11 protein-coding genes are annotated in these 15,641 nt (G+C 67.5%); 10 read left to right on the forward strand and 1 reads right to left on the reverse strand.

Translation table 11 applies throughout. The features are described 5' to 3' along the window. Positions 1-19: 19 nt before the first annotated feature. From AC1DF4_RS02150 to AC1DF4_RS02160, 3 genes are all read left to right on the forward strand, one after another. Entirely contained in the window at positions 20-1,369 is a 1,350-nt protein-coding gene (locus AC1DF4_RS02150; RefSeq protein ID WP_476911328.1) for a hypothetical protein, read from the forward strand. Between the two features lie 109 nt (positions 1,370-1,478). Then, a complete protein-coding gene (locus AC1DF4_RS02155) occupies positions 1,479-1,889 on the forward strand; it encodes a hypothetical protein (RefSeq protein WP_476911329.1) in 411 nt (136 codons plus the stop codon). A gap of 63 nt (positions 1,890-1,952) precedes the next feature. Further along, on the forward strand, positions 1,953-3,794 hold the full coding sequence (locus tag AC1DF4_RS02160) for an ABC transporter ATP-binding protein (protein WP_476911330.1): 1,842 nt from the start codon (positions 1,953-1,955) through the stop codon (positions 3,792-3,794). Positions 3,795-3,810: 16 nt separating this feature from the next. Here AC1DF4_RS02160 and AC1DF4_RS02165 read toward each other — a convergent pair whose 3' ends face one another. Next, complete coding sequence (locus tag AC1DF4_RS02165) at positions 3,811-4,449, reverse strand: hypothetical protein (RefSeq protein WP_476911331.1); 639 nt, start codon at positions 4,447-4,449, stop codon at positions 3,811-3,813. A gap of 87 nt (positions 4,450-4,536) precedes the next feature. Here AC1DF4_RS02165 and AC1DF4_RS02170 point away from each other — a divergent pair, with 87 nt between their 5' ends. From AC1DF4_RS02170 to AC1DF4_RS02200, 7 genes are all read left to right on the forward strand, one after another. Then, positions 4,537-5,673, forward strand: a complete 1,137-nt coding sequence (locus AC1DF4_RS02170; protein WP_476911332.1) for a GuaB3 family IMP dehydrogenase-related protein — start codon at positions 4,537-4,539, stop codon at positions 5,671-5,673. A gap of 73 nt (positions 5,674-5,746) precedes the next feature. Further along, positions 5,747-7,498, forward strand: a complete 1,752-nt coding sequence (locus AC1DF4_RS02175) for a glycerol-3-phosphate dehydrogenase/oxidase (RefSeq protein WP_476911333.1) — start codon at positions 5,747-5,749, stop codon at positions 7,496-7,498. A 71-nt stretch (positions 7,499-7,569) separates the two neighbouring features. Next, the gene (locus AC1DF4_RS02180) at positions 7,570-8,058 is read left to right on the forward strand and encodes a PTS sugar transporter subunit IIA (RefSeq protein WP_476911334.1); all 489 of its coding nucleotides are present in this window, start codon (positions 7,570-7,572) and stop codon (positions 8,056-8,058) included. A 72-nt stretch (positions 8,059-8,130) separates the two neighbouring features. Further along, positions 8,131-8,994, forward strand: a complete 864-nt coding sequence (locus AC1DF4_RS02185) for an SURF1 family protein (protein ID WP_476911335.1) — start codon at positions 8,131-8,133, stop codon at positions 8,992-8,994. After that, on the forward strand, positions 8,991-9,503 hold the full coding sequence (locus AC1DF4_RS02190) for a DUF3817 domain-containing protein (RefSeq protein WP_476911336.1): 513 nt from the start codon (positions 8,991-8,993) through the stop codon (positions 9,501-9,503). The genes AC1DF4_RS02185 and AC1DF4_RS02190 overlap by 4 nt, the downstream gene beginning before the upstream one ends. Positions 9,504-9,640: 137 nt before the next feature. After that, complete coding sequence (gene guaA, locus AC1DF4_RS02195; RefSeq protein ID WP_476911337.1) at positions 9,641-11,230, forward strand: glutamine-hydrolyzing GMP synthase; 1,590 nt, start codon at positions 9,641-9,643, stop codon at positions 11,228-11,230. Between the two features lie 288 nt (positions 11,231-11,518). Then, on the forward strand, positions 11,519-15,631 hold the full coding sequence (locus AC1DF4_RS02200) for an AAA family ATPase (protein WP_476911338.1): 4,113 nt from the start codon (positions 11,519-11,521) through the stop codon (positions 15,629-15,631). Positions 15,632-15,641: the final 10 nt, after the last annotated feature.

The raw sequence follows: 15,641 nt of genomic DNA on the forward strand, positions 1-15,641 counted from the left end.
GACTGCAGGGGGACGGCACGTGGCTATTGGATTTCAGGGGGCGGACCCTGCCCAGCTCAGGCGGCTCGGCGCCCAAATGGGTTCTTCCGGCCGGACGCTGCTGGCACAGCTGGGCACACTGGGCGCCGGCGTTGCCCAGGCACCGTGGCCAGGGCCCGACGCCGAACGGTTCCGGCACGACTGGCAGTCCAGCCACAGCAGAGCGTTGCGCCAGGCCGCCGCTTTTCTGGCTGCAGCGGGCGAGGAGCTGGTCCGCAACGCCGCGGAGCAGGAACAGGCCAGCCGGGCCGGCGGTGCCGGAACTGCAGCGGGCGCACACCCGGGGGCGCCCACTCCGCAACCTGCCGACCTTGAGGGGAAGTCGCCTGCGCAGATCCGGTCCTGGTGGGACGGGCTCGCCGCGGAGCAGCGCACGGCCTTCATTGCCGAACATCCGGTCCTGGCCGGAAACACCAATGGCATCCCGTTCGAGGACCGCGTCCGTGCCAACGCCATCAATGCCCAGCACCGGATCGACTGGCTCCGCAGCTCCGACCCGGAGCCCGAATTCAATCCGCTGATCATGGCGGCAGGGTATCCGGCCATGTACGCAAAGGAACACGAAGCGTGGGCGGCGCGGCAGGCGGGGAAGGATTACTTGCAGAGCGTAGTTGACGGAAAGGTCAAACTCGCCGCCTACGACCCGGCGCACAGCGCGATTGTGGAAATGGTCGGTGACTACGACGCCGACACCACGACCGTCGTCACGTATGTGCCCGGAACCCGGACCAATGAGCAGTCCTTTTATGGCGGCGGCCCGCAATCCGTAGCCCAATGGCTGGTTGGTTCGGACCCAACGGAGGGTACCGTCGCTTTCGTCTATAAAGGATCCGAATTTCCCGATGGCGGCTTTGCCGAAGCCTTTTTCGACGAAGCCAAGAGCGACGATTTCGTCGCCGCGACGGCCCCGGTGCTGCGGGATTTCCAGGCCGCCGTCGAGCTGGAGAAACCGGCCGGAGCGCAGGCAGTTGCCGTCGGCCACAGCTGGGGATTGCGGAACGTCACTGGATCCGAGGTCGCCGGCGCCCGCTACGACAAGGTCATTGCCCTGTCCGGAGCCGCGATGCCGCCGGGCTGGACAGCAGACCCAAGCACCCGGTACTCCAGCTACACGTACCCTGACATCCTGTTAACCGCGGAGCGCAGCGGAGTTGTGGGAGACAACTACCCCATGAAGGAGCCCGCCTTTGAGAAGCATGTGTACGCCCCGCCGGGAGGCAGCAACTGGCAGGAGGCCTACAGCATTGACAACCACAGCCTCATCGCCACGACGGATCCGTTCAATGCACCGGCCCTGGAAGACATCCGAAATGAGATCCGTGCGCGGTAGCGGCCGGGTGACCGCCAGGGCCCGTCATTGGTGCGTGGCCCTTGCCGTCAGCCTGTGCCTTGGCCTGTCAGCCTGCGGAGCAGGATCCGGAAAACAAGAAAGCGAATCGATGACACCCATAACGTTGGAAACCGCCAAGTCCAAGCTCCTGGCCGTGCAGCACGAGATCATCGGGATGGTGCCGGCCGATGTTGTCGTCTCGGTGTTCGAAAACGACACCTCCAGCCTGATGCCCTGCCGGGGCGAGCAGAAGAAGTGGGTGGGGACCGGGCAGGTCGAGCTGCTGCCGGGCCTGGACCGGACGAAGTTCCTGGACGAAGTCCGGGATTCCCTCTCCGGCCGGTCGGGCTGGTCCGCGACGGACGGCACGGACAACGACGGTAATCGCCGGGTGGAGCTCCTCCATGAAGACGGCACGCAGTTGCTGGTGTCCTTCTGGGACGGCCCGGAGAGCCTTCAAATCGGCAGCTTCAGCGCGTGCTTCGAGTTCCCGGAATACCAATACGGCGAGAAGTACTAGGCGGCCAAGGCGGCAGCGAAACCCTGCATGCCCCGCGTCGGCGGCCCCAACTAGGCTGGAGGCATGTCCGAACTCCTGCCCGCGCGTGAGCCCAAGCGGAAACTGGCGCTGAGGCCCTACGCCCGGGCGGTGGCCCAGGTGCTGCGCGTCAGCTTCCGGGCCTCGCCCGCCGCCGTCGTGATGAAGATCGTGGGCTCGCTGATCTCGGCGCTGCTGCCGCTCGTCACCACCTACTTCGCCGCGCTCACCACCACGGCCCTCGCAGCCGCCTACGCGGGCGACGCCGAGGCAGGGCAGCAGGCGATCGTCTACGTCATCATCACGGCAGCCCTGGGACTGTTCTGGGGCGCCTTCAGCAGCGTCGACCGGTACATCCAGCAACTCATGAGCTTCAAGGTCGGCGCGATCGTGGGCGACCTGATGTACGAACGGTTCCTGGCCCTCGAATTCTGGCGCTACGACGACAAGGAAACGGTGGACCTGTACGACCGGGCCAAGCGCTTCTCCGATTCCTACGCCCGCGTCCTGGACCGGATCGCCGCCATCTTCACCCAGCTGGTCTCGGTGATCCTCGCGATCGGCGCGCTGACGCTGGTCAGCTGGTGGATCGCCGTGATCGTCCTCGTGGCGATCGTGCCCAGCGTCTACCTGCAGTTCAAGCTCTCCCGCGAACAGATCGCGCACTGGAACACGCAGGTGGACTCGCGCCGGCAGCGGCGGATGATCGAAACCAACCTGCTGCGGCCCCAGCACATCGCCGAAATGCGCCTCTACGGGATCGTCGGCTACCTGATGGGGCTGCGGTCACGGCTGCGGGACGCAGACGAACGGAGACGGCTGGACTTCCAGAAGCGCTACATTCCCAAGCAGCTCGCCGCGGACGCCCTGCAGTATGGCGCCGAGGTTGTGTCGCTGATCTGGGTGGTCGGCCAGATCATCGCCCACGCGCAGCCGGTGGGGCAGTTCCTCTACGTCCAGCAGATCGTCAGCCGGGCCTTGTCCACGGCCAACAGCCTGGTCTCCTCGCTCAGCTCGATCGACGAGGACCTCGCCAACCTCAAGGACTACGAGCTGTTCATGGCGCTGCCGGTCCACTCCGACCACGCCCCGCCCCTGCTGCAGGCGCCCAGGACGGTGGAGCTGCGGGACATCCGCTTCACCTACACGGGCAGCGAGCTTGAGGTCATCAAGGGCATTTCGCTGACCATCCGCGAAGGCCAGCACATCGCGATCGTGGGGGAGAACGGCGCCGGCAAGTCCACCCTCATCCGGATCCTCGCCGGGCTCTACCGCCCGGACTCCGGGCAGGTGATGCTCGACGGCGTCGACCTCGCCGCCGTCGACGTGAAGTCCTGGCACCGCCATCTGGCGGTGCTCAGCCAGGAGTTCCTGAAATACGAGTTCGCCACCGCCGCGGAGAACATTCTCTTCGGCGACGTCGAATCACCGCGCAACGACGAGCGGATCCGCCGCTCCGCCGCTGACGCGGAGGCCCTGGAGTTCATCAACAAGCTGCCCAACGGCCTGGACAACCACGTCAGCAACTGGATGGAGGACCCGCGCGGGCGGAAGGGGAGCGGGCTGTCCGGCGGGCAGTGGCAGCGGCTCGCGATGGCACGGAACTTCTACCGGAGCGCCTCCTTCATGGTCATGGACGAACCGACCTCGGCCATCGACGCGCTGGCGGAACACCGGATCTTCACCCGGCTCTTCGCCGAACGCAGCAGCACCATCATCGCGATCAGCCACCGCCTCGCCACCATCGAGAAGGCGGACATCGTCTACATGCTCGAGGACGGCCGGATCGTGGAGCAGGGCACCCACAAGGAGCTGGTGGCCCTGCGCGGCCGCTACTTCCGGATGTTCGAGTCCCAGCTCGCCGTGGACGACGCCGAAGGCATCTGAGACGCGGGCCGCCGCTTCAGCTCCGGGAGGGGAACTTCTTCCCATCGGCGGTCGACTCCACCACGGTGGTCCGGACCCGCGCCAGGCTGGGTTCCGGGGGAACGCTGCTGAAACCAAAAGTGACTCCCGGCCGGATGGCGGTTAGGGACCCGGCGTCTCCGCCGTCCCAGCCGACACTCGCCGAGTCGATGCAGTGAAGATCGGTCACGCCGTAGTACTCCTGCCGTCCGCCTTTAGCGGCACCCGCGGTGCGAACGCCCGGGCTGAGCCGGGACGCGAGCGGGTTGACGGCCCGCAGCCAATCAGGATGCACAGCGACCGGCCGGGGGACCAGCCGTGCGATGGTGCCCAGCCGGGTCCGCGCGCCGATGGCGGCGCGGATCCGGAGTGGGCCGGCGTCAACCCTGAGCTGGTGCGCGCCGTGGGACGCGGCGACGTCGAGCACACGGGTCTCGTCAAAGGTGTAGACCGCGGCGATGAAGTCGGCCACCTCAGCGGTCGGGGCGAGCAGGATCCGGTGGCCGGAAGGCAGTTCCACCATGGCGTCGGCGAACGGCCCGAAGGGGGACTGCTGCCAGAGACCCACCACCGCCCGCAAACCGGACGCCGTCCCGATCCCGGCAATGTGGCCGTCGAAGACCCACCGTTTCCTCATCCCGCCAGACTACTGGCCGCAGCGGCACCGCCGTCACGCCGGACCGCCTCCGGCGGTGACGGGCGCTCGCTGGGATAACCTAGAGCAGTGACTTACGAGATTGAGATTGGCCGAGGCAAGCGTGGGCGCCGTGCCTACTCCCTGGATGACATTGCGATCGTCCCCAACCGACGGACGCGTGATCCCAAGGATGTGTCCGTCGCATGGCAGATCGATGCCTACAAGTTCGACATGCCGGTCATCGCTGCTCCCATGGATTCGGCCATGTCGCCGGAGACCGTCATCGCCCTGGGACGCCTCGGCGGGCTCGGCGTCCTGGACCTGGAGGGCCTCTGGACCCGCTACGAGGACCCGCAGGCCGTGCTGGACCAGATCGCTGCGCTCCAGGACGAAACCAACAGCCCGGCTGTCACACGCCGGATGCAGGAGCTCTACCAGGCCCCGATCCAGCCGGAACTGATCACCTCCAGGCTCGCCGAAATCCGCGCCGCCGGCGTCACGGTGGCGGGCTCCCTCACGCCGCAGCGGACCCAGGAACACTACAAGACCGTCGTGGCCGCCGGCGTCGACATCTTCGTGATCCGCGGCACCACCGTCTCGGCCGAACACGTCTCGAAAGACCACGAGCCGCTCAACCTCAAGCAGTTCATTTACGAACTCGACGTCCCCGTGATCGTTGGCGGGGCCGCGGGATACACCCCGGCGCTGCACCTGATGCGCACCGGTGCCGCCGGCGTGCTGGTCGGCTTCGGCGGCGGCGCCACGAGCACCACCCGCCGCGCCCTGGGCATCCACTCGCCCATGGCCTCCGCCATCTCCGACGTCGCCGCCGCCCGGCGCGACTACATGGATGAGTCCGGCGGCCGCTACGTCCACGTGATCGCCGACGGCGGCATGGGCTCCTCCGGTGACATCGTCAAGGCCATCGCCATGGGCGCCGACGCCGTAATGCTGGGCAGCGCCCTCGCCCGCGCCGAAGAAGCCCCGGGCAAGGGCTGGCACTGGGGCCAGGAGGCGCACCACCTTGAACTTCCCCGCGGAGACAGGGTCAACGTCGGCACGGTCGGACCGCTCGAAGAGGTCCTCTTCGGACCCGGCCACCACACCAACGGAACCGCCAACCTGATTGGTGCGCTGCGCCGTTCCATGGCGACCACCGGGTACTCGGACCTGAAGGAATTCCAGCGCGTCGACGTCGTTGTGTCGCCTTACGCCGGAAACTGACGCCCCCTGCCCATCCGGAGAAGTTGGAAGTAGTGTGGTGCACTACGAGCTTTGATCCGGATGGAGGCGTGAAATGAACAGTTTTCCCGGCGGTTCTCCCAAGGCCGGCGGTGCCCTTGGGCCTGCGGAACGCGAAGCGTCACTCGCGGTACTCAGGGGCACCACGGACCCCGGCAAGGAACTCGACATTCTGATCGTCGGCGGCGGAATCGTCGGCACGGGCGCCGCCCTGGACGCCGTCACGCGCGGCCTGAGCGTCGGCATCGTCGAGGCCAACGACTGGGCCGCTGGCACGTCCTCCCGCTCCTCGAAGCTTATCCACGGCGGCCTCCGCTACCTGGAAATGCTCGACTTCGCCCTCGTCAAAGAGGCGCTGCACGAGCGCGGGTTGATCCTATCTGCACTCGCCCCGCATCTGGCCCGGCCCGTCCCGTTCCTCTACCCGCTCACCAAACCGTTCCTCGAACGGCCGTACGTGGGCGCCGGCATCGCGTTGTACGACGCCATGTCCATCTCCACCGGCCAGCGCCGCGGCGTGCCGTTCCACAAGCACCTGAGCCGCCGGGGGACGCTGCGCGCTGCACCCAGCCTCAAGGATGACGCGTTCGTCGGGTCCATCCGGTACTACGACGGCCAGGTCGACGATGCCAAGTACTGCGCCAACCTGGTCCGCACCGCCGCGTACTATGGCGCCCACGCGGTGAACCAGATGTCCGTGGTCTCTTTCCTCCGGGAAGGCGAACGCGTAGTCGGTGCGAAGGTGGTCAACCATGAGGACGGCTCCACCTTCAACATCAAGGCCAAGCAGGTCATCAACGCCACCGGCGTCTGGACGGACGAAACCCAGGCCATGGTGACCGACCGCGGCCAGCTCAAGGTGCGGGCCTCGAAGGGCATCCACCTCGTGGTGCCCCGGGACCGGTTCCAATCGACCGTCGGACTGATCCTGCGGACCGAAAAGTCCGTCCTCTTCGTCATTCCCTGGGGCCGGCACTGGATCATCGGCACCACCGACACCGACTGGCACCTCGACAAGGCCCACCCGGCCGCGTCCAGCAAGGACATCGACTACATCCTCGAACATGTGAACAAAGTCCTGAAACGCCCGCTGACCCGCGAGGATGTCGAGGGGGTCTACGCCGGGCTCCGGCCGCTGCTCGCCGGCGAAAACGACTCCACGGCCAAGCTGTCCCGCGAACATGTCGTGGCCCACCCGGTGCCCGGGCTCGTCGTGGTGGCCGGCGGCAAATGGACCACCTACCGGGTCATGGCCAAGGACGCCGTCGACGAAGCGACCCGCAGCATGGACGAACGGGTCCCGCCCAGCTGCACGGAATCCATTCCGCTGCTCGGCGCCAGCGGATTCAAGGCCGCGTGGAACAAACGCAACCGGATGGCCGAGGAGACCGGCGTCCACGTGGCGCGGATCGAGCACCTGCTCAACCGCTACGGCTCCATGGCCCCGGAAGTGCTGGCCCTCATAACCGAGAACCCGGAACTGGGCGAGCCCCTGCCGGGCGCGGACGATTACCTCGCCGCCGAGGCCGTGTACGCCGCCACCCATGAGGGCGCCCGCCACGTGCAGGATGTCCTGACCCGCCGGACCAGGATTTCGATCGAGGCCTGGGACCGCGGTGTGTCCGCCGCACCGGTAGTCGCTAAACTGATGGGAGAAGTCCTCGGCTGGAGCGATGCCCAGCGCGAGGGCGAGATCAAGCACTACCTGGCCAGGGTCGACGCCGAACGGCTCAGCCAGGAGCAGCCGGACGACGAATCTGCGGACGCAGCACGACTGGGCGTCGAGGACATCGTTCCGCTGCGCTGACCGGCAGCGTCCGCCGGCAGCCTCGACCCCGAGGCTGCCGGCGCACTGACGCCACTTCGAAGGGATACCACTTGGCGGAACCACTGGACCGGTACGACGCCGAGCTCACCACCCCCGACATGGTGATCCTCGAGATGGACGCCACCGACAAGCTTGATGCCGCCTCCCAACTGGCGGAACGGATGCATGCCGCCGGCCGCATTTCGGATCTCCCCGGCTTCCTGCAACACGTCAACGCCCGTGAGCACCAGCTGGCCACGGGCCTGCCCGGCGGCATCGGCCTGCCGCATGCACGCAGCGAATTCGTCTCCAGGACGTCCATCGCCGTCGGCATCACCAAATACGGCAAGGCGCTCGATTTCGGCGCTACCGACGGGCCCGCAACAGTGGTCCTCCTGATCGCGACGCCTGCCAGCTCGTTTTCCGAGCACCTCGAAGTGCTGGCCACCCTCGCCCGGTCATTGTCGAAGGAATCATTCCGCGAATCCCTCCGCCGGGCCTACGACCCCGAAGTGATCGCGGAACTCATCAACTCCAGCCTGGTCTTCTTCGACCACTAAAAAGCTGTGAGGGCTGCCCCACTCTTTCGCCCCGTTTCGTTGTTCTACACGCCGACGAAGTACGGTTAAGGGGTGCTGAAAACTGCCCTCAAACCCCGCTGGATCGCCGGACTGGTGTTCGCGATCGTCGTTTCAGGGGTGTTTGTGCTGCTCAGCCAGTGGCAGTTCGGCCGCTCGACCCAGCCGGAAGTGACGGTCTCCACCACGACGGAGAACCCCAAACCGCTCACCACGGCGCTCCAGCCCGGGGACTTCTTCCCCGGTTCGGTCGCAGACCAGGTCGTCACCGCGACCGGAAGCTACGATCCGCAGAAGCAGGTCCTGGTCCCGGGCCGGCTGAACGGCGGTGTCTCGGGCTACTGGATCGTGTCGGCCCTGGCCGTGACGGACGCCCCCGTGCTGACCGGAGCCGGCGCCTCGCCCCAGACCTGGATCCCGGTCGCCCGAGGCTGGGTTGCCGACCCCGCGGACGCCGCCGCGCCGCCGTCGGGCGTCATTGAACTGACCGGACGGCTGCTGCCGTCCGAAGCCCCGCTGCCGGGGACCGACGCCGGCTCCGGGCGGGCCAGCGCCGTGTCCGTCGCGGAACTCATCAACATCTGGGACATCAGCAGCTATCCCGGCTTTGTCGCGGCGGCTTCCGAAGTCTCCGCCGGCAGCGAAGTCGGTGCGGCCGCGTCCGGCGGAGAGGTGAAGCCGCTGAACATCGGGCCGCAGCCTCCTGCCGGAAAGATCAACTGGCTCAACCTCTTCTACGCCGCCGAGTGGGTGGTGTTTGCCGGGTTCGCGCTGTTCATCTGGTGGCGCCTGGTGAAGGACGACTACCGCCGCGGACTCGAGGACGCCCTCGACGAGGAGCAGGACGCTGCGGCGCAACCCGTCCCCAACCCCGACCCCACCGAACCGCGCCCCACCGAAACGAAAGTGCAACCATGATCGAGCCACAGCCGGCCGTACAGCCGCAGCAGTCCAACTCAACGGGAACCGCGGGCGGTAAGAAGCGCCGCTTTGGCGGAACCGAGGCCCAGATCCGTTCTGCGCTGAAGTTCTACAAGGTGCTCGCGTACATGACCGGCACCATGCTGCTTCTGCTCTGCGCCGAGCTGATCGCCCGGTACGCGTTCGGACAGTACCTTTTCGTGGGCGGCACCAACGCCGTCACCGGCGAGCCGTTCGGCTTCGGATTCGCCGACGCCGAACCGCCCGGAGTTATCGGCGGCGTGAACCTCTCCGTGGCAGTGCTGATCGTGCACGGCTGGATGTACGTCGTGTACCTCATGTCCAACTTCCGCCTGTGGTCGCTGATGCGCTGGCCCTTCATGAAGATGATCATCCTGGCGCTCGGAGGCGTAGTGCCGTTCCTGTCCTTCTTCGTGGAGAAGAAATTCCACGCCGAGGTGGAGGCCGAACTGGCCGCCAACCCGCAGGCCCCGCAGCGCTACTGAAACCCCCGGCCCGCGGCGCAGTGGCCGGCCGCCCGCCGTCGGGCTTTCGTGTGAGTTCGCTTACCCGGCGGCCGTTTCCGGGCCTGGACCGGCTTCTCAATGTGCGGGCCGGCGGCGCCGCAAAGTAGGCTTGTACGGTGACTACTCCCACTGCATCCCAGACGTCCCACAAGCCCGTGCTGGTTGTTGACTACGGTGCCCAGTACGCGCAGCTGATCGCCCGCCGCGTCCGGGAAGCGAACGTGTATTCGGAAGTGGTTCCGCATACCTACAGCACCGAGCAGCTCCTGGCCAAGAATCCCGCCGCCATCATCCTCTCCGGCGGCCCCGCCAGCGTTTACGCCGAAGGCGCGCCCAGCGTCGGAGCGGACCTCTTCGAGGCCGGGATCCCGGTCTTCGGCATCTGCTACGGCTTCCAGGCCATGGCCAACGCCCTCGGCGGCAAGGTCGCCCAGACCGGGCTCCGCGAGTACGGTGCCACCGAGACCACCACCATCGGTGAGGGCCGCTCCATCCTGGCGGGCATGCCCCAGCACCAGAGCACTTGGATGAGCCACGGCGACTCCGTGCACGAAGCTCCGGAAGGCTTTGAAGTCCTCGCGACGACGGCGGGCGCCGACGTCGCCGCCTTCGCCAACGAAGAGAAGGGCCTCTACGGAGTGCAGTGGCACCCCGAAGTGAAGCACTCGGCGTACGGCCAGCAGGTCCTCGAAAACTTCCTGTTCAAGGGCGCCAAGCTGGAGCCGAACTGGACTACCGGCAACATCCTCGAGGAGCAGGTCGACCGGATCCGCGAACAGATCGGCGACGCCCGGGTCATCTGCGGCCTGTCCGGCGGCGTGGATTCCGCCGTCGCCGCCGCCCTGGTCCAGCGCGCCGTCGGCGACCAGTTGACCTGTGTGTTCGTGGACCACGGGCTGCTGCGCGAAGGCGAGGCCGAACAGGTCGAACGCGACTTCGTGGCCGCGACCGGCGTCAAGCTCTACGTCGCCAACGAGCAGGAACGCTTCCAGGCCGCCCTCGCCGGTGTCAGCGACCCGGAGACCAAGCGCAAGATCATCGGCCGCGAATTCATCCGCGCCTTCGAGGAAGCCGAACTGGCGATCATCGCCGAGGCGGCCGCGCACGGCGAGAAGATCAAGTTCCTCGTCCAGGGCACGCTGTACCCCGACGTCGTCGAATCCGGCGGCGGCGAAGGTGCCGCGAACATCAAGAGCCACCACAACGTGGGCGGCCTGCCGGAAGACCTGCAGTTCGAACTCGTCGAACCGCTGCGCGCCCTGTTCAAGGACGAGGTCCGCGCCGTCGGCGCCCAGTTGGGCCTGCCGCAGGAAATCGTGGGGCGACAGCCGTTCCCCGGGCCGGGCCTCGGCATCCGGATCGTCGGCGAAGTCACCAAGGAGCGGCTGGACCTGCTGCGCAAGGCCGACGCCATCGCGCGGGCGGAACTGACCGCCGCCGGGCTCGACAACGAGGTCTGGCAGATGCCGGTTGTGCTGCTGGCCGATGTCCGCAGCGTCGGTGTCCAGGGTGATGGCCGGACTTATGGCCACCCGATCGTGCTGCGCCCGGTCTCCTCCGAAGACGCCATGACGGCGGACTGGTCGCGGCTGCCCTACGACCTGCTGGCCAGGATCTCCAACCGCATTACCAACGAGGTGGACGGCGTGAACCGCGTGGTGCTCGACGTGACGAGCAAGCCGCCGGGAACCATCGAATGGGAATAGCCCGGTAAAGGGCGTGTGAAATGGCCGGTCTCCGTGGGAGGCCGGCCATTTCACATCTGGCCACTTCACGTCCGGCCGGGCCGCCCGGCACGGATCCGTGCGGCCGCTTTGGGCGGAGGATGGCGTTCCGGCAAATTCGGCCCGAATTTGCGTCCCGCCAGTGTTGCGGAGCCTCACCGGCGCCGGATTCGGGCTACCCTCGAAAGCATGCCGGTATGGTCCAGGACGTCCCGCGCGAGCACGGAAAACGTGAGCAGAGTAAACGCGAGCACAGAAAAGAAGGCAGCAGTGTCAGTTGGTCAAGGCCACCCCGAGGGCTCCGAGGAGCTCAGGAAATGGCTGTCGGGGCTCAAACCCGTCACCGGAGCGGACACCATGCTGCGCTTCACCAAGACGCCTGAAGGCTCCATCGACCTGACCCACGCCCATCCGTCCGGCCTGGCGCAGCTGATGGCCGGCCGGCGCACCCGGCTCTCCACCCTGATCCGTGACCACCAGCAGTACGTCGTCGCCGCGCGGGCCTCCCGTAACCTGCGCTCCAAGATTTTCGAACTGGCCAACGACCGCGGCATCGACGCGGGGTACTTCTCCGCGGGCACGGTCGTCTGGACCTCCGCCGTCGGAGGCAAACCCCAGCGCGTTTCCGCCCCCGTCATGCTGACCGCCATCTCCCTGACGGTCCGGCCGGGCGAGGATGACTACGAACTGCAGCTGACCGAACAGGCCAAGATCAACCCTGCGCTGATCCGGCACCTGAAAACCATCCACGGGATCGTCTTCGACGTCAACGCCGTCACCCGCATGGCTTACAGCACGGCCCGGTTTGATCCGCAGCCTGTCCTCGACCGCCTTGGCACCCTCATCCAGCCGATCCACGGCGCCGACGTCGAACACAACCTTCTGGTCTCCACCTTCGCCGACCTGTCCGGGAGCCTCGACGACCCGTGGATCAACGGGAACCATCCCCTCGTGACGGCGCTGGGCCGCGCTGCCGCCGGCGGAGCGGTGGAAGTTCCTGAGCTCAAGACCGGGCGCTTCCCCACCACCGACGAGCGCGACCCGGCTGATGAACTGCTCCTGCTCGACGCCGACACGGACCAGCAGTACGTCGTCGACGCCGTCCGCGCGGGGGACTCGCTCGTGGTCAGCAGCCCGCCCGGCACCGGCCAGACCCAGACGGCCATCAATACCATCGGGGCCCTCGTCGATCAGGGCAAGACCGTCCTGGTGCTGGGGGACCGGCGCGCCAGCCTGGGCGAGATCTCCGCCGAGCTGGACACGCTGGGGTTGGACTCTGCCCTGTTCCAGCTCGCCGGCAACGCAACGCCGCTGCAGCTGAAGGGCCAGCTGGTCCGGGCGATCGTGCGCAACGAGAAGTCCCTCGAGCCCCAGCTCAGCAACCTGCACACCACCCTGATCGAGCACCGCCACGCCCTGCGGGACCACGTCGCCTCACTGCACAACGTCCGCCAGCGGTGGGGCTGCTCACCGTATGAGGCCATGCAGTCGCTGGCCGAGCTGACGTCCATTCAGCCAGCGCCGGCCACCACCGTACGGCTCAAGCGCAGTGTGCTGGACAACATCCGGGACCGGGAGGAACTGGCCGGGCGGCTACGCCGCGCGGCCGAACTGGGAAGCTTCAGCCGGGCGTCGACGACGAGCCCCTGGCACGGCGCCCGCCTCCTGACCCGCAAGGAAACCCAGGAAGCCCAGCAGGTAGCCCAATCCGTGGCGCGGAAGCTTCCCGAGCTGCGGGAACTCATGAACGGCGTCGCCGACCATGCCGAGATCCGACTTGGCAGCACGTTCGCCGAATGGGGCGACCAGGTTGAGCTCCTTGTCGCGGTGCGCGAAAGCCTCGACAAGTTCACCCCGGATATCTTCGACCGTCCGGTCCACGACCTCATCTCCGCCACCGCAGCCTCGTCCTGGCGCCGCGAACGGAACATCGAGATGCCATCCATGCAGCGCTCCCGCCTGCGGCGGGTCGCTAAGGAGTATGTCCGCCCGGGCGTCCACATCGCCGACCTGCACAGCTCCCTCGTCCTCGTCCAGGAACAGCGGGCCGCGTGGTCCGACTACGCCACGACGCAGCGCCATCCGGCGGTCCCCTCCGGCCTGGCGGAGATCATCGGCCTGTACCGCGAACTGGAAGCAGAACTGGCCGAATTGGGCCAGGCCGTGAGGCACACAGCGGCGGGCGGCGAGCTGCACAACACGCCCTATGGGCAACTCATGGAGCGCCTGGAGCGGCTGGTTGCCGACACCGGGACGCTGGAGACCCTGCCGGAGCGGACGCTCCTGGTGGAGAACATGCGCGAGCATGGCCTCGGCGAACTTCTCGCCGACCTTGCCGAGCGCGAAGTTCCGGCCGGATCCGTGGCTGCGGAGCTTGAGCTCGCCTGGTGGCAGTCCGCGCTGGAAGCCATGATCAGCGGGGATGACTACCTGGCCATGTCCGACGGCGACGCCCTGCGCCAGCTGGAGGCCGAGTACCGTCTCGCGGACAACGCCCACATCGCCAGCGGCGCGGCCCGTCTGCGCTGGAAGCTTGCAGAACGCTGGCGGACCGCCATCGCTGAGCACCCGCGCCAGGCGGAGCTGCTCCGCAGCCTGCTCAAGGACGGCAGGGTCACCCTGTCGGCGTTGACCGGGCAGGCCCCGGAACTGCTGCCCATGCTGGTCCCCGTGTGGTCGGTCAGCCCCTATCTCCTGACAGCGGTCTTGCCGGCGACACAGCGGTTCGACGCCGTCGTCATCCTTGATGCCGAGGCGACGTCGCTGCAGGCGGTCCTGCCGGCCCTCGCCCGCGCCCAACAGGTCATTGCCTTTGGTGACGACCGGATTGCCAGCCCGCGGACCTTCACCGTGAGTGTGGAGCGGCTCGCCGCCGGCGAAAGCTCCCATCAGGGTGTCGAGAGCGCATACAAGGCGCTGGCCGCCGTCTTGCCCGTCTGGAACCTTCGGAATGTCTACCGTGCCGTTGACGAAGATCTCGTGCGGCAGCTGAGCAAGGGCTTCTACGACAGCGGGCTGCGGCGGTTGCCGGAAGGCCAGTCCGCCACCGGCCTGGACCGCGCCCTGACCGTCGAGTACCTGCCGGACGGCACCGGACTGCCCAGCGCGGACCACGACGGCGTTGAATCCGTCGTGGCCGAGGTGAACCGTGCGGTGGAACTTGTTTTCGAACACGCCCGCCTGCGGCCGCGGACTTCGCTGGCCGTTGTCACCGGCAGCCTCCGGCACGCTGCCCGGATCGGCGAGTCCATCCGGCTGCAGCTGCCCAACCATCCGCTGCTGGCCGGCTTCTTCACGGCCGGGGACGAATCCTTCCGGGTGGTGGACCTGGAACGCGCCCAGGGCCTGGTCCGCGATCACGTGATCTTCTCACCGGGCTATGGCCGCACCCCGCACGGGCGTGCGCTCCACAGCCTCGGTCCGCTGTCCGCGGACGGCGGACGGGCCAGGTTCGCCCTCGCCATGACACGGGCGCGCCGGTCCCTGCACGTGCTGAGCTGCTTCCGGCCCGAGGATCTCGACGTGACCAGGTTGAGCCACGGAGCAGTGGACTTCTACGAACTCCTGGACCGGGAAATCGCCGGCAACTCCGATCTTGGCAGCCCGGCGTCGCGCGCCGCCGCCAGCGAACAGGCCCTGGGGGCAGACCCCCTCGTGGCTGACCTCGGCGACCGGCTCCGCGCCCGGGGCGCCCGGGTCTGGCACCAGTACGACGGCGCCCTGAACATGGTGGCCGCAGCCGACCCGCTGAGCACCCTCGGACAGGACGACGCGGAAATTCCCCGGCCTGTGGCGATTGAATCCGACGGCACCGAGCAGTACCGCCGGCTGACTGTCCGCGAACGCAGCAGGCTGCGTCCGCAGCTCCTGGAGCGACTTGGCTGGCGTTACATGCCACTATGGACCATAGAGGTCTTCACCGATCCTTCGGCCTGCGCCGACCGCATCGGCGGGTACCTTGGCCTGGAGAAACCGGCCGTAACGCACCGGAAGCAGGCCTCGCCGGGATTCTTTGACGACGACGTCGAGAACCTGGCCGTGAACGAAGCGCAGGCCGCGGAGGAGCGGCCGCCGTCCGGGTGGCCGGACGGCGCACAACATTACAGAACAGATCAGGGCAGTAAGGAGGCCGGCGGCATGACTGCAGACGGCGATACCCGAAACAGTGGCGAATCCCGGAACGACGGAGAGATCAAGAACAGCGGGGAAATCCGGGACCGCGGCCGGGACAACCTTTCGCAGCCGGCCGCACCGGCGACCGTCCCTGCCGGTGTGCTGCCGAACAAAGCCTCCGAAGACGATCCGAGGCGCTGGGGGGACGAGCAGGGCGGCTACGACCACGACTCCTGGCTCCAGGAGCAGAAGCCTCCGCACTGGGGCTAAGGGACGAACC

This window comes from Arthrobacter sp. 05N429 (assembly GCF_056397045.1).